Below are 23,728 nucleotides of genomic sequence, written 5' to 3'. Positions count from 1 at the left end.
GGCTACGGACGGCACCGGAGCCCGGTCCAGCTAAAGATTCTTACGTATCATTAGCCGATGTGATGATGCCGGATCTCCCGCTGGACCAGCTGCGGACGCTGCTGGCGGTCGTGGACGAGGGGACGTTCGACGCGGCGGCCGCCGCGCTGCACGTGACGCCCTCCGCCATCAGCCAGCGGGTGAAGGCGCTGGAGCAGCGCACGGGGCGGGTCCTGCTGATGCGGACCAAGCCGGTGCGGCCGACCGAGTCCGGCGAGGTGCTGGTGCGGCTGGCCCGCCAGGTGGCGCGGCTGGAACGGGACGCGTACGCCGAGCTCGGACTGAGCGGCAGCGGGGAGCCGACCCGGGTGTCGGTGGCGGTGAACGCGGACTCGCTGGCCACCTGGTTCCTGCCCGTGCTCTCCCGGGTGCCGCCGGAGCTGCGGCTCTACTTCGAGCTGCACCGCGAGGACGAGGACCACACGGCGGCACTGCTGCGGGAGGGCGCGGTGATGGCCGCCGTGACGTCGTCGCCGGATCCGGTGCCGGGCTGCTCGGTGCGCTCGCTCGGGCGGATGCGGTACCTGCCCGTCGCCGCACCGGACTTCGCCGCGCGCCATCCGGCCGGGCCGCCGGCCGAGGTGCTGCGGGAGGTGCCCGTCGTGGTCTTCGACCGGCGGGACGACTTCCAGGACGGCTTCGTGCGCCGGCTCACCCGGGGACGCGGCGGCGCGAGTGCGCTGCGCCACTACGTGCCGACATCGGAGGGCTTCGTCGAGGCGGTCACGGCCGGGCTGGGCTGGGGCCTGGTGCCGGAGGCCCAGGCGCAGCCCCTGCTGCGCGCCGGCCGGCTCGTCCGCATCGCCCCGGGCGGGCACGTGGACGTACCGCTGTACTGGCAGCAGTGGAAACTCGACTCACCGGCCCTGGCCCAGGTGGCGGAGACGGTCACGACGACCGCGGCGGCGGCCCTGCGGCCCTGACGCCCGCGCCCCGTACGGCCGCCAGCCGGGCCTGCGCGCTGTCCAGGAGCATCTCCAGGGCCGTCGGATAGGCGCTGGTGACCATCCGGGTGGCGAGCAGGGGCGCCGCCTCGGCGATACGGGGGTGGGTGGCGGCCGGCAGCCGGGCGTACGCCGAGCGCCACATGTCCTCGTCGGCGCGCAGCGACTCGGGCGGCAGGGCCAGCGAGGCGGCGTCCAGGGCGGCGAGGCCCAGGGTGGTGTCGATGAAGGCGTGGTACACCCGCACCGCCTCCGGCAGCGGGAAGCCCGCCGTGCGCAGGACGTCCAGCACCGCCTCGTCCGCCGCGAGTTCGTTGGCCCGGCCCGACACCCGGCTCGCGGTGAGCACCGCCGCCTGCGGATGCTCCACGTACGCGGCGTGCACCGCCAGCCCGAACGCCCGCAGGTCCGCCCGCCACTGCCCCGTGCGCCGCCAGCCGTCCAGCGCCTGGCCGATGAGGGCGTCGCCGATGGCGAGGGTCAGGTCGTCCATGCCCCGGAAGTACCGGTAGAGCGTGCTCGGGTCGGCGTCCAGGGCGAGGCCGAGGCGGCGGGCGGTCAGGCCCGCGCTGCCGTGCTCGCGCAGCATCCGCAGCGCCGTGCGGACGATCAGTTCCTCGGACAGCACCGTGCCGCGCTTGGTGGGCCTGCGCCGACGGCGTTTCTCCTCGGGCACCACGGGTTTGGGCACCGGGGTTCCTCCTCGCCCTGCTGGTCGCGCTTATGCCAACGCCATTGACCTTACGTCGGCGGGCGGCGTTGTATCTCCCCCGAGGGCGCGCCACGTTCTTCGCACAGAGGGAGTTTTCTGTCATGCGTGTACTGCTCGTGGGTGCCGGCGGTGTGGGCGGCGCGATCACCCGGATCGCCGCCCGGCGGCCGTTCTTCGAGACGATGGTGGTGGCCGACCACGACCCGGAGCGGGCCCGGGCGGCGGTCGCGGCGGTCGGCGGTGACCGGCGGTTCGCCGCCGAGCGGGTGGACGCCGGCGACGAGGCGGCCGTGGTCCGCCTGCTGGCCGCGCACCGCTGCGACGTCCTCCTCAACGCCACCGACCCCCGCTTCGTGATGCCGCTGTTCCGCGCGGCGCGGGCCGCGGGCGCGACCTACCTCGACATGGCGATGTCGCTGTCCCGGCCGCACCCGGAGCGGCCGTACGAGGAGTGCGGGGTCAAGCTCGGTGACGAGCAGTTCGAGCAGGCCGCGCGGTGGGAGGAGGAAGGGCTGCTGGCCCTGGTCGGGATGGGGGTGGAGCCGGGTCTGTCGGACGTGTTCGCCCGCCACGCCGCCGACGAGCTCTTCGACGAGATCGAGGAGATCGGCGTCCGGGACGGCGCGAACCTCACCGTCGACGGCTACGACTTCGCCCCCTCCTTCAGCATCTGGACCACCATCGAGGAGTGCCTCAACCCGCCGGTCGTCTACGAGTCGGACCGGGGCTGGTACACCACCGAGCCCTTCAGCGAGCCCGAGGTGTTCGACTTCCCGGAGGGCATCGGGGAGGTCGAGTGCGTGAACGTGGAGCACGAGGAGGTGCTGCTGGTCCCCCGCTGGGTCCCCGCGCGCCGGGTCACCTTCAAGTACGGCCTGGGCCGGGAGTTCGTCGAGACGCTGCGGACCCTGCACCGGCTGGGCCTGGACCGCACCGACCCGGTGCCGGTGCCGGGGCCGGGGGGTCCGGTGGCGGTCTCACCCCGGGACGTGGTCGCCGCGTGCCTGCCCGACCCGGCGGCCCTCGGCGAGCGGATGCACGGCAAGACGTGCGCGGGCACCTGGGTGCGGGGGCGGAAGGACGGCAGGCCGCGCGAGGTGTACCTGTACCACGTGGTCGACAACCAGTGGTCGATGGCGGAGTACGGCGCGCAGGCCGTGGTCTGGCAGACGGCGGTCAACCCGGTCGTCGCGCTGGAGCTCCTCGCCACGGGCGCCTGGTCCGGGGCCGGTGTGCTCGGCCCGGAGGCCTTCCCGGCCCGGCCGTTCCTCGACCTGCTGACGGCCTACGGGTCCCCCTGGGGTATGCGCGAGCAGTGAACGGGTGTGAACGGTTCTCCACGGAGGCGCTGTTTCACCGGGCATCGACAGGTGACCCGAAAAGGAGTAAGCATCCGAAAGAGCACGTTTCTACTGTGATGCAGGTGACTTCGATGGACAACTGGCGCAACCACGCTGCCTGCCGGAACGAGGACCCCGAACTCTTCTTCCCGATCGGCACCTCCGGCCCGGCCCTGATGCAGACACAGCAGGCCAAGGCGGTGTGCCGACGCTGCCCGGTGCAGGAACAGTGCCTGGAGTGGGCGCTGGAGACGGGACAGTCCATCGGTGTGTGGGGCGGGACGAGTGAGGACGAACGACGGGCGCTGAAGCGGCGCGCCGCGGCCCGGCGCCGCTCGGGCTGAGCCGGGCGGGCCGCCCGCCACGGGCGGGCGGCCCGGCCCCGGCGGTGACCCCACGCGCACGCCTGTCACCCACACACGACCGCGCGGTGCCCGGGCCGTCCCTCGGCCCGGGCACCGCGCGGTGGTGAGCGGCTCAGCCGCGCCGCAGCGTCCCCCAGGGCTTCTCCTGCCGCGCCACCTCGGCCTTCGCCTCGTGGATCACCTGCTGGTCGATCCAGCCCATCGGCCGGACGTCGGTGACCAGGGGCTCGTTGTCGGGTCCGCGCGCGCACTCCTTGCCCGCGAGCACCCAGGGACGGACCCCGGGCCCCTTCTCGTGCGGCAGGTGGGCGTAGTCGTACAGGCGCCTCGCCACCCACACACGCACGGGCCGGTCCTCCCACCAGTCCTCGACATCGAGCGGGTTGGCGGACAGGCCCGGCATGGACACGCCCGTCAGGTCGTCCGTGCTGGACACGTCGCGGAGATCGGTCCCCGGGCCGCGGGACCAACGCACGTACAGGCCCTGGTGCCCGTCGACCAGCTCGGCGAGTTCGTCGAGTGTGCGCACGACCTTCAGGTCGTCCGATGCACTCATGTCGTGACCTCCTTCCTCGACGTGGTCAGGCGGACGGAGTACCCGCCCGGCGCGCGCGGAATCCGCCCTTCGGCTCGGCGCGCCGTCGCCACCGGGTGGGAGTTACGCTCACGGCACGTCCGTCCGCCGCCGAAGGGGCCCGACCATGAGCGTTCGCGTGCGCCGCGTCTACGATCCGCCCGGGCCGCGGGACGGCGTGCGGGTCCTGGTCGACCGGTTGTGGCCGCGTGGCCTGGCGAAGGACGCGGCACGGGTCGACGAGTGGCCCAAGGCCCTCACCCCGTCGACGGAGCTGCGGCGCTGGTACCACGCGGGCGGGGGCTCGTACGAGGAGTTCGCCGAGCGGTACGAGGCGGAGCTCGCCGCCGACGAGGCGGCCGAGGCCCTGGCCGGGGTGCGGGAGCTGGTCCGCGGGGGCGGGGTGACGCTGCTGACCGCGTCGAAGACGCCGGAGCGCAGCCACGCCGCGGTGCTGGCCCGCCTCCTCGGGGCGTAGATCCGCCCCGTGCGCGGGAGGCGGGCCGTCGCCGGTGGGGTCAGGCGGTCTGCCGGGCCGCCGCCCGGCCCGCGGCGCGCCCGGAGAAGAGGCAGCCGCCGAGGAAGGTGCCCTCCAGGGCGTTGTAGCCGTGCACCCCGCCGCCGCCGAAGCCGGCGACCTCCCCGGCCGCGTACAGTCCCTCGACCGGTTCGCCATTGGTGCCCAGGGCCCGGGAGTCGAGGTCGGTCTGGATGCCGCCGAGGGTCTTGCGGGTGAGGATGTGCAGCTTGACGCCGATGAGGGGGCCCGCGGCCGGGTCGAGGATGCGGTGCGGGGTGGCGACCCGGCCGAGGCGGTCACCGATGTAGCGGCGGGCGTTGCGGATGCCCTGGACCTGGGCGTCCTTGGCGTAGGGGTTGGTGATCTGCAGGTCGCGGGCCTCGATCTGGCGGGTGATCTCCGCGGCGTCGAGCAGCGGCTCGTCGGTGAGCTGGTTCATCTTCTCCACCAGCTGCTCGATGCCGGGCGCGGTGACGAAGTCGGCGCCCTTGCGCAGGAACGCGTCGACCGGTCCGGGCGCGCCCTTGCCGAGGATGCGTTCCTTGAGGAAGCCGGTGCGGTCCTTGGCGGTGATGTCGGGGTTCTGCTCGGAGCCCGACAGGGCGAACTCCTTCTCGACGATCTTCCGGGTGAGGATGAACCAGGAGTGGTCGTACCCGGCGATGTCCTCGGTGGTGCGCAGGTGCTTGAGGGTGCCGAGGGTGTCGTAGCCCGGCAGGTACGGGCCGGGCAGGCGGCGGCCGAGGGCGTCGAACCACATCGAGGACGGGCCGGGCAGGATGCGGATGCCGTGGCCGGGCCAGATCGGGTCCCAGTTCCGCAGGCCCTCGGTGTAGTGCCACATGCGGTCCCGGTTGACCAGGCGTACGCCGGCCTCGGCGCTGATGTCGAGCATCCGGCCGTCGACGTAGGCGGGGACGCCGGTGACCATCTCCTTCGGCGGGGTGCCGAGGCGCTCGGGCCAGTGGCGGCGGACGATGTCGTGGTTGGCGCCGATGCCGCCGCTGGTGACGATGACGGCCTGGGCGGTGAGCTCGAACTCGCCGACCGCGTCGCGGTTGGAGGCGACGCCGCGGGGCGCGGTGTCCGGCGCGAGGACCGTGCCGCGCACGCCCTTCGCCGTGCCGCCCTCGACGACGAGGGCGTCGACGCGGTGGCGGTGGTGGAAGGTGAGCAGGCCGTCGCGGGCGGCCTGCCGGGCGTAGCGGACGAACGGCTCGACGACGCCGGTGCCGGTGCCCCAGGCGATGTGGAAGCGGGGCACGGTGTTGCCGTGTCCGTGCGCGGTGAGGTCGCCGCGCTCGGCCCAGCCCACGGTGGGCAGGAAGCTGATGCCGTGGCCGTCGAGCCAGGACCGCTTCTCCCCGGCGGCGAACTCGACGTAGGCGCGCGCCCAGCGCACGGCCCAGGAGTCCTCGTCGTCGAGGCGGTCGAAGCCGGCGCTGCCCCGCCAGTCGCTCCAGGCCAGGTCGAAGGAGTCCTTGATGCCCAGGCGGCGCTGTTCCGGCGAGCCGACGAGGAAGAGCCCGCCGAAGGACCAGAAGGCCTGGCCGCCGAGGTTGGCGGCGTTCTCCTGGTCGACGAGGGCGACCCTTTTGCCTCTGCTGGTCAGTTCGTGTGCCGCGACCAGGCCGGCGAGGCCCGCTCCTACGACGATGACGTCGGCATCCATGGCGACCGTTCCCTTCCTCAGTGCTGCGCGTGATCGGGGGTGCCGCTGCCGTCGGTCAGCAGGGCCGTGAGCAGTTGCTTCAGCCAGGCCCGGGCGTGGTCGACGTCCCGGTCCAGCAGCAGTTGCGTGGTGACGCCGTCGTAGGCCGCGACCACGGCGTGGGCGGCGCCGTCGGTGCCGCCCAGGACGGCGGGCAGCGCGGTCAGGCCGCGGGCGAGCCGGTCGGCGATCGCCTCCCGCAGCCGTGCGCGGTGTTCGAGCAGGGTGCGGGCCACGCCCGGGTCGCGGGCGGCGTGCACGAGGAAGTCCGTCTTCACCAGCAGCCAGTCCCGGTCGAGGAGCAGCACGTCGGTGACGCGGTCCACGGCGGCCGGGACGTCGAGGCCGGGCCCATCGGCGGCGAGGGCCCCGGACACCTGCTCGGCGATCAGCTCGGCCCGCTCGCGGTAGAGGGCGAAGAACAGCTCGTCGAGGCTGGAGAAGTTGGAGTAGAAGGCGCCCCTGCTGTAGCCGGCGGCCTCGCAGATCTCCTCGATGGAGACGTGCCCGAAGCCCTTGGCCGCGAGGACGGCGAACGCCGCCTCGAGGAGGTTGGCACGGGTGCGGACCCGGCGCCGGGTCACGCGGCCGGTCGTCGCCTGCACGGTCGGCCTCCTTTCGATACGGCAATGTATTCGATACATCGATGTATCGAAAGAGCCAGTGCCGGGATGGAACACACTTTCGATTCGGAGGTACGCTGCTCTCATGCACCTCCAGGGCTCCCTCTTCGACCAGACCGACGAGCTGCGCCTCGGTCCGCTCGACGGAATCCACCGCACCGAGCTGGGCTCCGGCGCCTGGCTCGACGTGCTGCCCGGGTGGCTCAGCGGCGCCGACACGCTGTGCGAACAGCTCGCCGCGGAGGTGCCCTGGCGTGCGGAGCGGCGCCAGATGTACGACCACGTCGTCGACGTGCCCCGGCTGCTGGCCTTCTACGGCGCGGGCGAGGCGCTGCCGCACCCGGTGCTGGCCGAGGCCCGGGACGCGCTGAGCGCCCACTACGGCGAGGAACTGGGCGAGCCGTTCACCACGGCCGGCCTGTGCTACTACCGCGACGGCCGGGACAGCGTCGCCTGGCACGGCGACCGGATCGGGCGCGGCGCCCGAGAGGACACCATGGTCGCGATCCTGTCCGTCGGAGCGCCCCGGGACCTGCTGCTGCGGCCCGTGCACGGCGGCCGGGACACCGTGCGCCGCCCGCTCGGCCACGGCGACCTCGTCGTGATGGGCGGGTCCTGCCAGCGCACCTGGGAGCACAGCGTCCCGAAGAGCACGCGGGCGACCGGCCCGCGCATCAGCATCCAGTTCCGCCCGCACGGCGTGCACTGAGGCGCCGCCCCGAACGTCCCCGCCGCGCGGTCCCGTCCGGCCGGGCCCGGCGGTTCCGTCCGACAGCACGTCTGCTTTCCTTCTCCCGTCGGGAGCGGGAGCGGCACCACACGACGCGGGGAGACTCATGCGGGCAGGCGTACGGCACGTCGCGGACGGCACCTACCTGGTGCACGGTTCGAACACCAACTGGGTGATCCTCACGGAGGGGGACGCCGTCACCCTGGTCGACACCGGCTACCCCGGTGACCGGGAGCAGCTCCTCGCCTCGCTCGCGGAGGTGGGCAGCTCCCCGGAGGCGATCGCGGCCGTGCTGATCACCCACGCGCACAACGACCACCTCGGGTCCGCGGAATACCTGCGGGCCGCGTACGGCACGCCCGTGTACCTGCACGAGGCCGAAGTGCCGCACGCCCGGCGGGACTTCCTGCAGCAGGTGACCGTCGGGACGGTACTGAGGAACGCCTGGCGCCCCGGGGTGCTGCCCTGGACGCTGCACGTGCTGCGGTCCGGCGGCACGCGGCACCACCCGGTCACGGCCCCCCGGCCGTTCCCGCAGACGGGCGCCCTGGACCTGCCCGGACGCCCCGTGCCGGTGCACACGCCGGGCCACACCGACGGGCACTGCGCCTACCACCTGCCGGGCACCGGGGCGTTGATCTCCGGCGACGCCCTGGTCAGCGGGCACGCCACCTCGCCGATCGAGGGACCGCAGCTGCTGCCGGAGATGTTCCACCACGAGCGGCCGCGCGCGGTGGCCTCCCTGGACCTCCTGGCCGGTCTGGAGGGTGAGCTGCTGTTGCCCGGGCACGGGCCGGTGCACCGCGGTCCGCTGCGCGACGCCGCACAGCGGGCCCGGGAACGCGCCCTTTAGAGTGAGGCGACGATCGGCGGCGAGACGAGGACACCCGGCGCATGGCACTGCAGATCAGCGCGACGAACCCGGAGCACCCCGCGCTCCTGCTGGAGCTCCCCTGGGACGTTCCCCTCGAGGACTGGCCGCAGGAGTACCTGGTCCCCCTGCCGCGCGGCATCTCCCGCCACGTGGTGCGCTACTCCCGCGCCGGGGACGAGGTGATCGCCGTCAAGGAGCTGGCCGAGCGGCCCGCGCTGCGCGAGTACGAGCTGCTGCGCGACCTGGACCGGCTCGGCATCCCGGCGGTGGACCCGCTGGCCGTGGTCACCGGCCGCACCGACGCCGACGGCGCCCCACTGGAGAGCGTGCTGGTCACCCGGCACCTGGGCGGCTCGATGCCGTACCGCTCGATGTTCGAGACGACCATGCGCCCGGCCACCATGCACCGGCTGATGGACGCGCTCGCCGTGCTCCTGGTGCGGCTGCACCTGGCCGGGTTCGCCTGGGGGGACTGCTCCCTGTCCAACACCCTCTTCCGGCGCGACGCGGGCGCCTACGCGGCCTACCTGGTGGACGCCGAGACCGGCGACCTGCACCCGCAGCTCAGCCAGGGGCAGCGCGAGTACGACCTGGACCTCGCCCGGGTGAACATCAGCGGGGAGCTGCTGGACCTGGAGGCGTCCGGGGCGCTGCACCCGTCGGTGGACCCGATCGAGTTCGGCACGGAGATCTGCGCCCGCTACCGCGGCCTGTGGGACGAGCTGACCCGCACGTCCGTCTACCCGGCGGGCAAGCACCACTACATAGAACGCCGGATCCGCCGCCTGAACGAACTCGGCTTCGACGTCGCCGAGATGCAGATCGAGCACGCGTCCAACGGGGACACGGTCACCTTCGTGCCCAAGGTCGTCGACGCGGGCCACCACCAGCGCCAGCTGCTGCGGCTGACCGGCCTCGACACCGAGGAGAACCAGGCCCGGCGGCTGCTGAACGACCTGGAGAGCTGGATGGCCACCCAGGACGACTACGACCCTGCGGATCCCCTCGCCGCCAGGCCGGAAGTGCTCGCCCACCGCTGGGTGCGGGAGGTCTTCCGGCCGACCGTGCGGGCCGTCCCGCCCGAACTGCGCGGCTCCATGGACCCGGCGGAGATCTACCACCAGCTCCTGGAACACCGCTGGTACCTGTCCGAGCGGGCCCAGCACGACATCGGCCTCGACACGGCCGTCGAGGACTACATCAAGAACATCCTGCCGAAGGCGCGCAAGACGCTGCAGCCGACGGCGGAGTGAGCTACGGCGCCTTCGTGGCGTGCGGCACCACCGCCACCGGGCAGTCCGCGTGGTGCAGCATCCCGTGGGCCACCGAGCCGATCCGGGCGCCGACCGCTGTCCGGTGGACGCGGCGGCCGACGACCATCAGCTGGGCCGTCCCGGCCACCGACAGCAGCACCTGGCCCGCGCTGCCCATCTCCACGTGCTCCTCCACGGGCACCTCGGGGAACCGCTCCCGCCAGGGCCGGACCGCGGCGGCCAGGGCCTTCTTCTCGTACGGCTCCAGGCCCCCGGCCTCGTCGAGCAGCTTCAGCGAGCCCGGGCTGTAGGCGAACACGGGCGGCAGGGTCCAGGCCCGTACGACCCGCACGGCCGCCCCGCGCGCGGCGGCCGTCTCGAAGGCGAAGCGGAGCGCGTCGGCGCTGTCCTCCGGGTCGCCCTGCTGGCCCACGACGACCTCCCGCCCCGCCGCCTCGCCCGAGGGCTGGTCACCGGCCCGGACGAGCACCACGGGCCGGGTGGCCCCGGCGATGACCTGCTGGCCGACCGAGCCGAGCAGGAAGCCGACGATCGGCCCGTGCCCGCGCGAGCCGAGCACGAGCAGCTCGGCGTCGGCGGCCGCGGCGACCAGGGTGTCGACGGCCGGGCCCTCCACCACGTCGGTGGTCACCTCCAGGTCGGGGTGGCGTTCGCCGACGGAGGCGACGGCCTCGGTCACGGCGCTGTGCACCCACTCGGCCTGGCTGTCCGCGTCCCCCTCGATCCCGGCTTCGAGCGCCTCCTGCGGCTCGAACCGCCAGGCGTGCACCACGCGCAGCGGCCGGTCGCGCCGCACCGCCTCGCGGGCCGCCCAGCCGAGCGCCGCGAGGCTCTCCCGCGTTCCGTCGACCCCTGCGGTGATCGGGCGTGTCATCCGGCTGTCTCCTTGTGTAGGTCGTCAATGGCGTCGGTGATCAGTCTTCCCCAAGCTCCGCGCCCGCCGGGGCCCTGTGGCGGTGATCTCCGTATCCGGGCGTTCCACGGCGATCGAACATACGATGGGCGAAGGTCGGCGCGGCGCCCCGGGACGCCGTGCCGTGAGTCGACCGCCCGGCGTGGGGGACGTATGGCACAGGCCGCCGATTCGGCGCGGACCGTCATCATGACCGTGGACGACGACCCGGGGGTATCCCGGGCCGTGGCCCGGGATCTGAGGCGGCGGTACGGCGCGTCGTACCGGATCGTGCGGGCGGAGTCCGGCGAGTCCGCGCTGGAGGCGCTGCGGGAGCTGAAACTGCGCGGCGACCTCGTGGCGGTGATCCTCGCGGACTACCGGATGCCGCAGATGAACGGCATCGAGTTCCTCGAACAGGCCCTGGACGTCCATCCGGGCGCGCGGCGCGTGCTGCTGACCGCGTACGCGGACACGAACGCGGCGATCGACGCGATCAACGTCGTCGACCTCGACCATTACCTGCTCAAGCCGTGGGACCCGCCGGAGGAGAAGCTGTACCCGGTCCTGGACGACCTGCTGCGGGCGTGGCGCGCCAGCGACTTCCGGCCCGTGCCGGCCACGAAGGTGGTGGGGCACCGCTGGTCGGCGCGCTCCTCGGACGTGCGGGAGTTCCTGGCCCGCAACCAAGTGCCCTACCGCTGGTACTCCTCCGACGAGCCGGAGGGACGGCGGCTGCTGGCCGCGGCCGGCGCGGACGGGCTGCGGCTGCCGGTCGTGATCACCCCGGACGGGACGCCGCTGGTCGAGCCGGAGGCCGTCGACCTCGCCGCCCGGGTGGGCCTGGCGACCACCCCGGCCGCGGACTTCTACGACCTGGTCGTGATCGGCGGCGGCCCGGCCGGGCTCGGCGCGGCCGTCTACGGCGCTTCCGAGGGGCTGCGGACGGTGCTGGTGGAGCGGTCGGCGACCGGCGGGCAGGCCGGGCAGAGCTCCCGCATCGAGAACTACCTGGGCTTCCCCGACGGCGTGTCCGGAGCGCAGCTCACCGACCGCGCCCGGCGGCAGGCCGCCAAGTTCGGCGCGGAGATGCTCACCGCCCGGGAGGTGACGGCCCTGGAGGTCAACGGCGCCGCCCGCGTCGTGCGGTTCTCGGACGGCTCGGCGGTCGCCGCGCACAGCGTGATCCTGGCGACCGGCGTGAGCTACCGTCAGTTGCAGGCGCCCGGCTGCGACGACCTGACCGGGTGCGGGGTCTACTACGGGTCCGCCCTGACCGAGGCGCCCGCCTGCCAGGGACAGGACGTGTACATCGTCGGCGGCGCCAACTCCGCCGGCCAGGCGGCGATGTACCTGTCGGGAAGCGCCAAGTCGGTGACGCTGCTGGTGCGCGGCGAGTCGCTGACGGCGTCGATGTCGCACTACCTGATCCAGCAGATCGAGGAGTCCCCCAACATCCGGGTGCGCGTCCGCACGGTCGTCGAGGAGGCGCACGGCGACGGCCACCTGGAGCGGCTGACCCTGCGGGACGTGGACACCGGCGAGACCGAACAGGTCGACGCGCAGTTCGTGTTCGTGTTCATCGGCGCGGCCCCGCTGACCGACTGGCTGGACGGCACGGTGCTGCGCGACGAGCGCGGGTTCATCCTGGCCGGGCCCGACCTGACCGCCGACGGCCGTCCGCCCGAGGGCTGGGAGCTGGACAGGCCGCCGTACCACCTGGAGACCAACGTGCCCGGCGTGTTCGTGGCGGGCGACGCACGCTCCGAGTCCGCGAAGCGGGTCGCGTCCGCCGTCGGAGAGGGAGCCATGGCCGTCATGCTCGTCCACCGGTACCTGGAGCAGTCGTGAGCGGGCCGTGCCTGCCGTGCAACCCCGAGGAGATCGGGTCGCTGTTCCTGTTCGAGAAGCTGACGCCCGAGCAGCTCGGACGGCTGTGCGCCGAGGGGCGCGTGGAGCGGTTCGAACCCGGGCCGGTGTACACCGAGGGCGAGCCCGCGACCTGCTTCTACGTGATGCTGGAGGGCACGGTCGTGCTGTACCGCCGGGTCGGCGGGGACGACGTGGAGGTGAGCCGCACCTCCCAGCGCGGGGTGTACGCGGGCTCCATGCAGGCCTACCTCGGCGACCGGGTGCGGCAGGTCTACAACAACTCCATGCGCGTGACCGAGCCGACGCGCTTCTTCGTGCTGCCCGCCGACACGTTCGCGCGGATCATGCAGGAGTGGTTCCCGATGGCGGTGCACCTGCTGGAGGGGCTCTTCTTCGGCTCGAAGAACACCCAGCGGGCCATCGGGCAGCGGGAACGGCTGCTGGCGCTCGGTTCGTTGTCCGCGGGTCTCACGCACGAGCTGAACAACCCGGCCGCGGCGGCGGTACGGGCGACCGCGACGCTGCGCGAGCGGGTCGGCAAGATGCGCCACAAGCTGGCCGTCATCGCGCAGGCCTCGTACGCGCCGGAGGTGATGGCGGAGCTCATCGACATCCAGGAGCGCACCGCCGAACGGGTCGCCAAGGCGCCCGGCCTGAGTCCGCTGGAGGCCTCCGACCGGGAGGACGCGCTCGCCGACTGGCTCGACGACCACGGCATCCAGGACGGCTGGCGGATCGCGCCCACGTTCGTGCAGGCGGGCCTGGACGTGGACTGGCTGGACCAGGTCGCGGCCGCCGTCGACGAGGAGATGCTGCCGAGCGCGGTGGGCTGGCTCAGCTACACCGTCGAGACCGAGCTGCTGATGGACGAGATCAGCGACTCCACCACGCGCATCTCGCACCTGGTCGACGCGGCGAAGCAGTACTCACAGCTCGACCGGGCGCCGTTCCGGAACGCCGACGTGCACGAACTCCTCGACAGCACCCTGCTGATGCTGTCGGGCAAGATCGGCCCGCGGATCAGGGTCGTGAAGGAGTACGACCGCGCGCTGCCGAGGATCCCGGCGTACCCGGCGGAGCTCAACCAGGTGTGGACGAACCTGATCGACAACGCGGTCTCGGCGATGAACAGCGCGGGCGGCGACGGGACACTGACCGTGCGGACGGCCCGGGAGCACGACCGGCTGCTGGTGGAGTTCCGGGACACGGGGACCGGCATCCCGGCGGAGGACCGGGGGCGGATCTTCGACCCGTTCTTCACGACGAAGCCGGTGGGCGAGGGGACCGGGCTGGGCCTCGACATCTCCTGGCGGATCGTGGTGGACAGGCACCACGGGAGCATCCAGGTGGAGTCGGAGCCGGGAGACACCCGGTTCCAGGTGCTGCTGCCGCTGACGGCGGCCGAGGAGGAGTCGGAATGAGTGGCGAGAACGGGATCGACCCGGGTGCTCCGCCGAGCGGCAGCGGGTGCGCCGAGTGCGACGCGGACGGCGGGTGGTGGTTCCACCTGCGCCGGTGCGCGCAGTGCGGGCACGTCGGGTGCTGCGACAGCTCCCCGGCGCAGCACGCCACGGCGCACTTCCGGGCGACCGGGCACCCGTTCGTGCAGAGCTACGAGCCGGGTGAGAGCTGGTTCTGGAGCTACGAGACGAACGAGCTGTACGAGAGTGGGCCGGAGCTGGCCGCGCCGGTGAGCCGTCCGGAGGACCAGCCCGCGCCGGGCCCTGCCGGGCGGGTGCCGGCCAACTGGGCCAAGGCGCTGCGGGCCGGGTAGCCCGCTCGCCGCCGGCCGGCGGCCGCGGGTCGTTCATGGTGGATCGCGCATTTCCCCGCGCCCCTGGAGAAGAAGGTTGGTTCAGTGCCGCAGGCTTCGTTCATCGCGCCGGTCGTCGGGAGGGAAGCGGAACTGACGCGGCTCTCCGAGGTGCTGGACCGTGCGCGCGGGGGTGAGGCGCGGGCCGTGCTGCTCGCCGGGGACGCCGGTGTCGGCAAGACGCGGCTGCTCGGCGAGGCGGGGAAGCGGGCCGCCGAGGCCGGGATGACCGTGGTCGTCGGGCACTGCGTCGACCTCGGCGACGTCGGCCTGCCCTATCTGCCGTTCACCGAGATCCTCGGGGCGCTCGCCGCCGACGAGCGGTTCTCGGCGGCTGTCGCCGGGCATCCGGTCGCGGAGCGGCTGCTGGGGTCCGGGACCGACGCCGTGCGGGACGTGGACGGCCGGCTGCGGCTGTTCGAGGGGATCGCCGGGCTGCTGGCCGAGGTGGCGGACCTCGCGCCGTTGCTGCTCGTGCTGGAGGACCTGCACTGGGCCGACCAGTCGTCACGGGACCTGCTGCGGTTCCTGCTCGGGCGGGGCGTCCTGCGCCGGCGCCTGGCGGTGTTCGCCTCGTACCGGGCGGACGACCTGCACCGCCGCCACCCGCTGCGGCCGCTGCTCGCGGAGCTGATCCGGCTGCCCGCCGTGGAGCGGCTGGAGCTGCGGCCGCTGGCCGACCCCGACGTGGCCCGGCTCGTGCGGGCCCTGGAGCGCCGGCCGCTGCCCGAGGCGACGGTGCGGCGGATCGTGGAGCGGGCCGAGGGGAACGCCTTCTACGCCGAGGAGTTGCTCGCGGCCACGGACACCGGGTCCGGCGGGGTGCCGAGCGGCCTCGCGGACGTGCTGCTGATCCGTTTCGAGCAGCTCTCCGACACCGCCCAGCAGGTGCTGCGCACCGCGGCCGTCGCCGGGCGCCGGGTCGAGCACGACCTGCTGCGCGAGGCGGTCGGGCTGCCGGAGGAGGAGCTGGAGTCCGCGCTGCGCGAGGCGGTGGGGCGGCAGTTGCTGGTCGCCGGGGACGACGACACGTACTCCTTCCGGCACGCGCTCGCCCGCGAGGCGGTCTACGCGGATCTGCTCCCCGGGGAACGGGCCCGGCTGCACGGCGCGTTCGCGCGGCTGCTCGCCGGGCGCGGGCACCGTGCCGAGAGCGCGGCCGAACGCGCCCACCACTACCGGGAGAGCCACGACCTCGCCGAGGCGCTGGCCGCCTCGCTGGAGGCCGCCGACCACGCCCAGCGGGTGGGGGCGCCGGCCGAGGAGCACCGGCACCTCGAAGCGGCCCTCGACCTGTGGTCGGCGGTGCCCTCCGAGTCCCGGCCCGCGGCGGCCGGTACCGACCGGGTGACGCTGACGCTGCGGGCCTCGGCGGCGGCCGCGCACGCCGGGGAGCTGCACCGCGCGGTCTCGCTGACGCGGTCGGCGCTGACCCAGCTGGGCCAGGACGCCGACTCCGAACTCGCCGCCCGGGTCCGCTACACCCTGGCCGGGAACCTGCTGAGCGTGGACAGCCTGACGGCGGCGTTCGCCTACAGCAGCGAGGCACTGGCGATGATCCCCGAGGAGCCCCCGTCGCGCACCTGGGTCTGGGCGGCGGCCACGCACGCCATGGCCGCGCGCCACGTCGGGGAGAACGAGACGGCGCTGCGGGTCGCCCGGCGGGCGCTGAGCGTGGCCGAGGAGCTGCGGGTGACCGACGCCCAGGCGGACCTGCTGATCTCCCTGGCCGTGTTCGACGGGGACGGGCGGCGCGGCCCCGGGGGACGTGAGCGGCTGCTGCGGGCCCGGGAGCTGGCCCGCGGTTCCGGCAACGCGGCCGTGGAGCTGCGGGCCCTGTTCAACCTGGCGATGGGCTGCTACGAGTCGGGGGCGCCGGCGGAGTGCCTGCCCTGGCTGACCGAGGGCCTGGACCGGGCCCGGCGCGCCGGGCTGCTGTCGTCGCCGTACCCGCTGGAGATGCGGTACCTGCGGCTGCTGGTGCTGCAGGTGCTGGGACGCTGGGACGAGTGCGTGGAGGCGGCGGCGGCCGACGCGGAGGTGCTGCCGGCGGCCGGCGGGTACACGGTCGGCCCGGCGCTGTACGTGAGGCTGGCCCGGGGCGACTTCACGGCCGCCGACCGGGCGCGCGCCCTGCTGGAGGGGCCGTTCGACTGGATGGCCACCCTGGTCGCGGGCATCGTCCTCACCGACGGCGCGGCGCTGCGCCGTGATGCCGAGGAGGCGGTGCGCTGGGTGCACGCCTCGGTCACGGCCCTCACCGACGAGGCGGGCACCCGCCCCGACGTGGCGGTCCGGCTCGCCGCCCTGGCGCTGTCGGCCGTGGCCGACCGGGCCGCCGCTGCGCGGCTGGGCGGCGACGAGTCCGGCGCCCGCCGCTGGACGGGCACGGCGGGCGAACTGGTGGAACTGGCCCGGGACATCGCCGGCCGCGGCGAGGACGGCACCCCGCAGGGGCCGGAGGGCAGGGCGTGGCTGGTCCGGGCCGAGGCCGAAGGGCTGCGGGCCGTGTCGGGGCCGGACGCGGCGGCCTGGGCCCGGGCGGTGGCGGCGTTCGGCTACGGCGACGTCTACGAGCGGGCGCGGTGCCGGCTGCGGTACGCCGAGGCCCTGGTGGCGGCGGGGCGCCGCGAGGAGGCGGCGACCGAGGCCCGTCTCGTGCGGGAGACCGCCGACCGGCTCGCGGCCGCGCCGTTGCGCGAGCAGGTGGACGCCCTGGTCCGCCGGGCCCGGCTGGCGGACGCCCCGGTCCCGGGCGACCGGGCGGGGGTGCTCACCGCGCGCGAGCAGGACGTGCTGCGGCTGCTCGCGCTGGGCCGCAGCAACCGGCAGATCGGCGAGGAACTGTTCATCAGCGGCAAGACGGCGAGCGTCCACGTCTCCAACATCCTCGCCAAGCTGGGCGCCTCCAACCGCGGCGAAGCGGTGGCGATCGCCTACCGGGAGGGCCTGATCACCCCGGAGCCGTCGACGTCCTGATGGCCGCCCCGCATACCCGGGGGCGGACTCACGGGGTGCATGTGGTCGCCGCCGTCGGAGGCGGGCGGGAGCCGCTCGGGGTCGTAGGGGCTGCGCAGGACGCGGTCGAAGCCGGTGACGGCGTCGACCGCGCCGCCGCCACGGACGAAGGCGTTGAGCCCCTTGCGGACCGCTTCGCCCTCGGGGTCCCTTTCCGGCTCGGGCAGCTTCGGGGCCGTGTGCGGCGCCGGTCCGTCGCCGGGCGCGCCCGGGCCGAACGGGGAGGCCGCGCCGGGGCGCCGGGACGTGCTGTCGCTGCCGGGGGTGCGCACGGTCTTCCTGTTCCAGGGCGTCACCGGCATCAAGGGTGAACCGGCGCCCACGGCCGACCGGCTGATCGCCGGATACCGGACCCTGATCGACCGGGCCCACGCGGCCGGGGGAACTCCGGTGCGGGCGCGGCCGTTTCGGAGAGGGGCGGGGCGACGAGGACAGGGGGACGTGATGAGGGAGCTGGTCCCCGGGGGGAACCTGGCGCTGCCGGGCGGTGCGGTGACCGTCCGGGTGCCCGGCCCGTTCGACGTGTCCGCGCTGGTCACGGACGACGGCGGAAAGGTCCGGGACGACGGCGACTTCGTCTTCTACAACCAGCCCGCGGCCCCCGGGGCCGAACTGCGGGGCGACGCGCTCGTCGTGGACCCCTCGGCCCTGCGTCCGGGCGCGACCCGGGTCACCGTCGCCGTCAGCCCCGCCGAGCCCGGGGCCGCCCTCGGGGGCCTGCCCTCCCCGGCCCTCGTCGTCACCGACGCCCGGGGCCGGGACCTCGCCCGCTTCACCCCGCCGCGTCCCGGGCAGGAGACGGTCCTGCTGCTCGCCGAGATCTACCGGCGCGCCAACCGCTGGAAGGTGCGCGCCCTGGGGCAGGGCTACGCGGACGGGCTGGCGGGGCTGGCGCGGGACTTCGGGGTCGAGGTGACGGACGAGGAGCCGGCTGCGGACCCGCCGTCCCCCTCCGGCCGCCCGGGCCCCGTCTCCGATCCGGCCCCCGCCGCCCGCCGCCCGGGGGGCCCGGCGGCATCCGCGCCCACCCCGCGCCCGTCCGCTCCCGCGACGCCGCCGGCCACCCGCCCTCCGGCGGGCCCGGCCCCGGCCGCCCAGCGTCCCTCCCCCGGCGCCCCCTCCCCCACCGGCTCCGACCCGGACGGCTTCCTCGCGCTGGTCAACCCGGCCCGGGCGGAGGCCGGTTCGCCACCCGTCTCCCTGGACGCCCGGCTCGTCGCGGCGGCGCGGGAGCACGCCGCCGCCATGGCCGCGGCCGGTCGGCTCGGCGTCGAGACCCGGGACGGCGTCTCCGTCTACCAGCGCGTGACCGGCGCCGGGTACGCCTACCTGACCATCGGCGAGCACCTGGTGTCCGGCCCGCGCACGGCCGCCGGGTTCGTCGCCTACTGCCTGCGCGCGGACGCCCCCCGCCGCAGCGTGCGCGAGCCCGCGTTCCGCCACGCCGGGTTCGCCCGCGTCCACGACGACCGCTCCGGCGACACCTACTGGACCGCTCTGTGGGCCGCCCCGCTCACCCCCGCGGGGCTGGAGCGCACCGCGGCGGTCGTCACCGACCTCACCAACCGCGCCCGGGCACGGGCCGGGCTGCCTCCCCTGTCCGCCGACCCGCGTCTCACCGCCGCCGCACAGGCGCACAGCGCGGACATGGTGGCCCGCGCCTTCTACGCGCACACCGCGCCGGACGGCAGCCGTCCCTGGGACCGGGCCGCCGCCGCAGGCTCCACGCGGCGCACGATCGGCGAGAACATCGCCTGCGGCCAGCGCTCCCCCGCCGACGTGGTCGAGGGCTGGATGAACAGCCCCGGCCACCGGGCCAACATCCTCCGACCGGACTTCACCCACATCGGCGTCGGTTTCGCCGGCGGCGGCCGGGCGGGCACGTACTGGACCCAGATGTTCGGCGGCTGACCCCACCCCAGCGCGCCGCCCTCCCCGGGGCGCCGCGCGCGATCCTGGCGGAGGGAAGCGATCCGGGCGAGGATGCCCGCATGAAGGGTGACCTCTTTTCCAGTGAGCACATGGCACAGCCGGCCGTCACGACGGGCATGGCGGTCGAGAACGCCAAGTGCGTCCGGTACACGGTGAACGGCGAGATGCTCGCCCGGCAGGGCGCGATGATCGCCTACCGCGGCAACCTCCAGTTCGAGCGCAAGGGCCAGGGCGTGGGCGGCATGCTCAAGCGCGCGGTCACCGGGGAGGGGCTGCCGTTGATGGCGGTGCGCGGACAGGGCGAGGCCTGGTTCGCGCACGAGGCGCAGAACTGCTTCATCGTCGACGTCGAACCCGGCGACGAGTTCACGGTCAACGGCCGCAACGTCCTGTGCTTCGACGCCACGTTGGCGTACCGCATCGCCACCGTGAAGGGTGCCGGCATCACCGGCGGGGGCCTGTTCAACAGCGTCTTCACCGGGCACGGCAAGCTCGGCCTGATCTGCGAGGGCACCCCGCTCGTCATCCCCGTCTCGCCGCGGGACCCGGTGTACGTGGACACCGACGCGATCGTCGGCTGGACGGCGGGCCTGCAGACCTCCCTGCACCGCTCCCAGTCCATCGGCTCCATGCTGCGCGGCGGCTCGGGCGAGGCCGTGCAACTGCTGCTCCAGGGCGAGGGGTACGTCGTCGTCCGGCCGAGCGAGGCGACCCCGCAGAAGCCCGGCCAGCACTGAGACCCCGCTGATTCCCTGTCAGGTGATCTGCGCCTCACAGGCAACCCCGTCCGGTCCGCCGTCATCTTGATCGGCAACAGGTGATGCCCTGGCCTCACGGCCAGGGCAGATTTCCACCTCGCTATACACACTATGTATACACATCGCGTATACGTAGGGCGCATACGGACCGAAAGGCATCGATGTACGGCAAGGCATTCGCCCCCGAGTACCAGGGCGCGCTCACCACCCTGTCCGTCAACTCCTCCCTGACCGACGTCCTGGCCGCCGGCACCGAGCAGTTGAGAGCGGCCGAGCACGCGGGCGAGCCCGGAGAGGCGGCGCGCTGCGGACTCGCGGTGGCCGAGGCACACCGCCGGCTGGGGCGGGTCGAGGAGGCGGACCGGGCCTGGAAGGCCAGCTACCGCGCCGCCCGGCAGGCCGGGGACACGGCGGCGATGGCCTGGGCGCTGTGGAGCGGCGGCACCCTGGCCCGGCAGCGCGGCGCCTTCCCGCTGGCCAGGCGGTTGTTGCGGCTCGCGGCCGACCTGGGCGAACGCGGCGGGGACGTCGTCGTACGCGGCTACTCGCTCGCGGGGCTCGCCGAGACCGGCCGGATCCAGGGGGACTACGAGGCCGTCGGACGGCTGCACGAACAGCTGCTCACCGAGGCCCGGCGCCGCGGGGAGGCACGGCACACGGTGTGGGCGCTGGAGGGCATCGCGCAGATGCACCGCAACACCGGCGACTACGACACGGCGTACGAGCTGTTCGAGGAGGCCGCCCGGATCGCGGCCGGCGCGGACGACCGGCGGGGCCACGCCTGGGCGTTGCGCGGGCTGGCCGACGTCGTCTCGGTGCGGGACGGGGACACCGAGCGGGCCCTGGAGCTGCTGAGCGAGGCGGAGGGCACCTGCCGTGCGATGCGGCTGTCCAGCGCACTGGCCTACAACCACAAGATGCGGGGCAACGTCCTGTACCGGGCGGGGCGTTACGCCCGGGCGCGGGAACTGTACGAGCAGGCGCTCGCGGAGTTCCGGGAGATGAGCGAGCCGCGCGGCGAGGCGCTGTCCCGTCTCGGCCTCGCCAAGTCCCTGGCCCGGCTGGGCCGCGACCACGCCGAGACGGCCGCCGAACTGGCCGACCTCGCCGCCACCCTGGAGCGCATCGGCCTGCGCCACGCCCACGCCATGGTGGCCCGGGCCTACGAGGAACTGGGCATCCCGGCGGACACGAGGGCGACGGAGGCGGCACGGTGACGGCACTGCCGACGGCGGGGGCGGCGGCCCGGCGGGGCAGCGCCCCGGCGGGCCCGGACGCACGACCCCCAGGACACACCACGGGCCCGGCGGCCCCGGACGCACGGACCCCAGAACACACCACCGCCCCGGCGGACCCGGACGCACGGACCCCAGAACACACCGCCGCACCGGCAGAGGCGGGCGGGCCGCGCGGCACGGCCGCGCCCGGGTCGCGGTTCGGGGCGGGTGACGCCCCGCGGATCCTCGACCGCTGTCGCGCCCTCGTCCGGCCGGCCCTCGTCGAGGCGGTGGGACGGCTGCACCCGTGGGTCGCCGAGATGGCCGGTTACTCCTTCGGCTGGTGCGAGGTCGGCGGCGCCCCCGTCGACGCCTCCGGCGGCAAGGGCGTGCGGCAGGCGCTCGCCGTGCTCGGGGCGGAGGCGGCCGGTGCGCCCGGGCGGGCCGGGGTGCCCGCGGCCGTGGCGGTGGAGCTGGTGCACACCTTCTCCCTGCTGCACGACGACATCATGGACGGCGACACCGACCGCCGCCGCCGTCCGACCGTGTGGAAGGCCTACGGCACGGGCCCCGCGGTCCTGGCGGGCGACGCCCTGTTCGCGCTGGCCGTCGAGACGCTCGCGGCGCAGCCGGGCGGTTCCGGGGCCGTGCGTGCCCTGTCCCTGGCGCTGGGCGACCTGGTGCGCGGCCAGGCGGACGACCTGCTGTTCACCGAACGCCCCTGGACGGGACCGCAGCGGGTGCGGCCGCAGGAGTACCGGGCGATGGCCGAGCACAAGACGGGTGCGCTGCTGGGCGGCGCCGCCGCGCTGGGCGCCGTCCTGGGCGGTGCCGCGCCCGGGACGTGCGCCGCACTCGACCGGGCGGGCCGCCACCTGGGGGTCGCCTTCCAGATCGTCGACGACGTCCTGGGCATCTGGGGCGACCCCCGGGTCACGGGCAAGCCGGTCCACGGCGACCTGCGGGAGCGGAAGAAGACGTATCCGGTCCTGGTGGCGCTCGGTTCGCCGAGCGGTGACCGGCTCGCCGCGCTCCTGGAGTGCGGCGACGAACCCGAGGCGGCCGCGGCGCTGATCGAGGAGGCGGGCGGCCGTGCGGCGGCCCTGGCGGAGGCACGGCGGCACGTGACCGCCGTGGAGACGGCGCTGGCGGACGTGCCGCTGGCTCCGGCGCCCGCCGCTGAACTGCGCTCGCTGCTCGGCTTCCTGGTGCGGCGCGACCTGTGAGCTCTCGGGCGGGCCGGCCGCGGGGCCGCGCGGACCCGCGGCTCGGACCCGGCGTTGACCTGCAGCCCCTCCCCGGGTGAGGGTGCCGGTCGGCGCGTTCCGCGACCCCGCGCCGAGAAGGAGGGCTGCCGTGATCGGCATCTCGGAGATCGAAGCCGCGGCCGAACGGATCGCCGGGCACGTCGTGCGCACCCCGACCGTGCCCAGCCCGGGCCTGTCCGCGCTGCTCGGCGCGCCGGTCACCGCGAAGCTGGAACTGCTGCAGCGCACCGGCTCGTTCAAGGCGCGCGGGGCGACCGCCAAGCTGCTGTCGCTGAGCGAGGCCGAGCGGGCCGCCGGGGTGGTGGCGGTCAGCGGCGGCAACCACGGCATCGCCCTCGCGGTCATGGCCGCCGCGCTCGACGTGAAGGCCACGGTGGTGATGCCGCGCTCGGCACCCGCCCGGTCCGTGGAGATCGCGCAGGACTCCGGCGCGTCCGTGCGGCTGACCGACGACATGGACGGCGCGTTCGCGCTCACGGCCCGGCTCCGGCAGGAGGGCCTGACCCTGGTCCACCCCTTCGACGACCCGGTGGTCGTCGCCGGGCAGGGCACGGTCGGCCTGGAGTTGGCCGCCGACGCCGCAGACCTCACCGATGTCCTCGTCAGCGTCGGGGGCGGCGGGCTGATCGCCGGTGTCGCCGCCGCGCTGCGGGCGCACCGGCCCGGGGTGCGGGTGTGGGGCGTGGAGACGCAGGGCGCGCAGGCGATGTCCGAGGCGCTCGCGGCGGGCGGCCCGCTGCCGGTCGCCTTGTCGTCGATCGTCTCCACGCTCAGCGCGCCGTCGGTCTCCCGGCTGACCTACGACCATGTGTCCGCGCTGGTCACCGAGGTGCTCGTGGTCCCGGACCGGGAAGCCGTGCAGGGCTCCCTGGACCTGGCCGACCACGCCAAGGTGTGGGCCGAGCCGGCCGCCGGCTGTCTGCTGCCCGCCGCCCGGCAGGTGCGCGAACGGGTCGGGGACGGGGCCCGGTTGGGTCTCGTGGTGTGCGGGGGCAATGCCACCACGGGCGACATGATCGGCTGGTCCCGGCGCTTCGGTCTGCGCTGAGGATCGGCGCGCTCCCGGCGCGTCACTCGCCCGAATTCACCGGGGGGTAATCGGGTTCGATCGCCGACACCTCGGCATTTACCGCCGGTTACCCCGGAGTCGGCGGGCGAAGGGGAAAGTGCCGAGGTGAGCGCACCGGGGAATGCCCCGAGGACCGTTTTTCCTCGCACACTTGCTCCCCTGTTTTGAATAAAAGACAGAAAG

The 23,728-nt window shown here is 74.4% G+C and carries 22 protein-coding genes; 16 read left to right on the top strand and 6 right to left on the bottom strand.

The window, feature by feature from the left end:
* Positions 1-62 precede the first annotated feature (62 nt).
* A complete protein-coding gene (locus AC07DA_RS03785; protein WP_479124709.1) occupies positions 63-962 on the top strand; it encodes a LysR family transcriptional regulator ArgP in 900 nt (299 codons plus the stop codon).
* Here the strand turns inward: AC07DA_RS03785 and AC07DA_RS03780 are convergent.
* Entirely contained in the window at positions 928-1,674 is a 747-nt protein-coding gene (locus tag AC07DA_RS03780) for a TetR/AcrR family transcriptional regulator (protein ID WP_479124279.1), read from the bottom strand. The genes AC07DA_RS03785 and AC07DA_RS03780 overlap by 35 nt on opposite strands.
* Positions 1,675-1,796: 122 nt before the next feature.
* On the opposite strand from AC07DA_RS03780, the gene AC07DA_RS03775 reads away from it, so the two are divergent.
* Together AC07DA_RS03775 and AC07DA_RS03770 are read left to right on the top strand one after the other, a co-directional pair.
* Complete coding sequence (locus tag AC07DA_RS03775; protein ID WP_479124278.1) at positions 1,797-3,014, top strand: saccharopine dehydrogenase family protein; 1,218 nt, start codon at positions 1,797-1,799, stop codon at positions 3,012-3,014.
* 113 nt (positions 3,015-3,127) lie between these two features.
* Entirely contained in the window at positions 3,128-3,379 is a 252-nt protein-coding gene (locus AC07DA_RS03770) for a WhiB family transcriptional regulator (RefSeq protein WP_479124708.1), read from the top strand.
* Between the two features lie 133 nt (positions 3,380-3,512).
* On the opposite strand, the gene AC07DA_RS03765 is transcribed toward AC07DA_RS03770, so the two are convergent.
* Entirely contained in the window at positions 3,513-3,956 is a 444-nt protein-coding gene (locus AC07DA_RS03765; protein ID WP_479124277.1) for a DUF6098 family protein, read from the bottom strand.
* Between the two features lie 145 nt (positions 3,957-4,101).
* Between AC07DA_RS03765 and AC07DA_RS03760 the strand changes: the two genes are divergently transcribed.
* The gene (locus AC07DA_RS03760) at positions 4,102-4,452 is read left to right on the top strand and encodes a DUF488 domain-containing protein (RefSeq protein ID WP_479124275.1); all 351 of its coding nucleotides are present in this window, start codon (positions 4,102-4,104) and stop codon (positions 4,450-4,452) included.
* 40 nt (positions 4,453-4,492) lie between these two features.
* Here AC07DA_RS03760 and AC07DA_RS03755 read toward each other — a convergent pair whose 3' ends face one another.
* Positions 4,493-6,166: an FAD-binding dehydrogenase gene (locus tag AC07DA_RS03755; protein WP_479124274.1), complete on the bottom strand. Its 1,674-nt coding sequence runs from the start codon at positions 6,164-6,166 to the stop codon at positions 4,493-4,495.
* A gap of 17 nt (positions 6,167-6,183) precedes the next feature.
* Complete coding sequence (locus AC07DA_RS03750; protein WP_479124272.1) at positions 6,184-6,849, bottom strand: TetR/AcrR family transcriptional regulator; 666 nt, start codon at positions 6,847-6,849, stop codon at positions 6,184-6,186.
* A 64-nt stretch (positions 6,850-6,913) separates the two neighbouring features.
* Here AC07DA_RS03750 and AC07DA_RS03745 point away from each other — a divergent pair, with 64 nt between their 5' ends.
* From AC07DA_RS03745 to AC07DA_RS03735, 3 genes are all read left to right on the top strand, one after another.
* Positions 6,914-7,537, top strand: coding sequence for an alpha-ketoglutarate-dependent dioxygenase AlkB (locus AC07DA_RS03745; protein WP_479124270.1), 624 nt, complete (start codon positions 6,914-6,916; stop codon positions 7,535-7,537).
* Positions 7,538-7,664: 127 nt separating this feature from the next.
* On the top strand, positions 7,665-8,411 hold the full coding sequence (locus AC07DA_RS03740) for an MBL fold metallo-hydrolase (protein WP_479124268.1): 747 nt from the start codon (positions 7,665-7,667) through the stop codon (positions 8,409-8,411).
* A 41-nt stretch (positions 8,412-8,452) separates the two neighbouring features.
* Positions 8,453-9,685 (top strand): DUF4032 domain-containing protein, encoded by a 1,233-nt coding sequence (locus tag AC07DA_RS03735; RefSeq protein WP_479124266.1) that lies wholly within the window; start codon positions 8,453-8,455, stop codon positions 9,683-9,685.
* A 1-nt stretch (position 9,686) separates the two neighbouring features.
* Here the strand turns inward: AC07DA_RS03735 and AC07DA_RS03730 are convergent, their stop codons facing one another.
* Complete coding sequence (locus AC07DA_RS03730; protein ID WP_479124264.1) at positions 9,687-10,580, bottom strand: universal stress protein; 894 nt, start codon at positions 10,578-10,580, stop codon at positions 9,687-9,689.
* A gap of 192 nt (positions 10,581-10,772) precedes the next feature.
* Between AC07DA_RS03730 and AC07DA_RS03725 the strand changes: the two genes are divergently transcribed.
* The 4 genes from AC07DA_RS03725 (at position 10,773) to AC07DA_RS03710 (ending at position 17,262) form a co-directional block, all read left to right on the top strand.
* Positions 10,773-12,449, top strand: a complete 1,677-nt coding sequence (locus AC07DA_RS03725; RefSeq protein WP_479124263.1) for an NAD(P)/FAD-dependent oxidoreductase — start codon at positions 10,773-10,775, stop codon at positions 12,447-12,449.
* Positions 12,446-13,891 carry an ATP-binding protein gene (locus AC07DA_RS03720; protein WP_479124261.1) on the top strand — a complete coding sequence of 482 codons (1,446 nt, stop codon included), beginning with the start codon at positions 12,446-12,448 and terminating at the stop codon, positions 13,889-13,891. The genes AC07DA_RS03725 and AC07DA_RS03720 overlap by 4 nt, the downstream gene beginning before the upstream one ends.
* The gene (locus AC07DA_RS03715; RefSeq protein WP_479124260.1) at positions 13,888-14,244 is read left to right on the top strand and encodes a UBP-type zinc finger domain-containing protein; all 357 of its coding nucleotides are present in this window, start codon (positions 13,888-13,890) and stop codon (positions 14,242-14,244) included. Before AC07DA_RS03720 ends, AC07DA_RS03715 begins: the two co-directional genes overlap by 4 nt.
* Before the next feature lie 84 nt (positions 14,245-14,328).
* A complete protein-coding gene (locus AC07DA_RS03710) occupies positions 14,329-17,262 on the top strand; it encodes a helix-turn-helix transcriptional regulator (RefSeq protein ID WP_479124258.1) in 2,934 nt (977 codons plus the stop codon).
* Here the strand turns inward: AC07DA_RS03710 and AC07DA_RS03705 are convergent.
* A complete protein-coding gene (locus tag AC07DA_RS03705) occupies positions 17,220-17,597 on the bottom strand; it encodes a hypothetical protein (protein WP_479124257.1) in 378 nt (125 codons plus the stop codon). The genes AC07DA_RS03710 and AC07DA_RS03705 overlap by 43 nt on opposite strands.
* A 148-nt stretch (positions 17,598-17,745) precedes the next feature.
* On the opposite strand from AC07DA_RS03705, the gene AC07DA_RS03700 reads away from it, so the two are divergent.
* From AC07DA_RS03700 to AC07DA_RS03680, 5 genes are all read left to right on the top strand, one after another.
* On the top strand, positions 17,746-19,212 hold the full coding sequence (locus tag AC07DA_RS03700) for a CAP domain-containing protein (RefSeq protein ID WP_479124256.1): 1,467 nt from the start codon (positions 17,746-17,748) through the stop codon (positions 19,210-19,212).
* Positions 19,213-19,292: 80 nt separating this feature from the next.
* Positions 19,293-19,970 (top strand): AIM24 family protein, encoded by a 678-nt coding sequence (locus AC07DA_RS03695; RefSeq protein WP_479124254.1) that lies wholly within the window; start codon positions 19,293-19,295, stop codon positions 19,968-19,970.
* 182 nt (positions 19,971-20,152) lie between these two features.
* Positions 20,153-21,208 (top strand): tetratricopeptide repeat protein, encoded by a 1,056-nt coding sequence (locus tag AC07DA_RS03690; protein ID WP_479124253.1) that lies wholly within the window; start codon positions 20,153-20,155, stop codon positions 21,206-21,208.
* Positions 21,209-21,450: 242 nt separating this feature from the next.
* A complete protein-coding gene (locus AC07DA_RS03685) occupies positions 21,451-22,434 on the top strand; it encodes a polyprenyl synthetase family protein (protein ID WP_479124706.1) in 984 nt (327 codons plus the stop codon).
* A gap of 130 nt (positions 22,435-22,564) precedes the next feature.
* Complete coding sequence (locus tag AC07DA_RS03680; protein ID WP_479124251.1) at positions 22,565-23,524, top strand: threonine/serine dehydratase; 960 nt, start codon at positions 22,565-22,567, stop codon at positions 23,522-23,524.
* The last annotated feature ends 204 nt before the right edge of the window (positions 23,525-23,728 follow it).

The sequence above is a fragment of the Streptomyces sp. NPDC044921 genome (genome assembly GCF_056432865.1).
The sequence above is the reverse complement of the archived record's forward strand: the minus strand, read 5'-3'. Positions and strand labels throughout refer to the sequence as shown.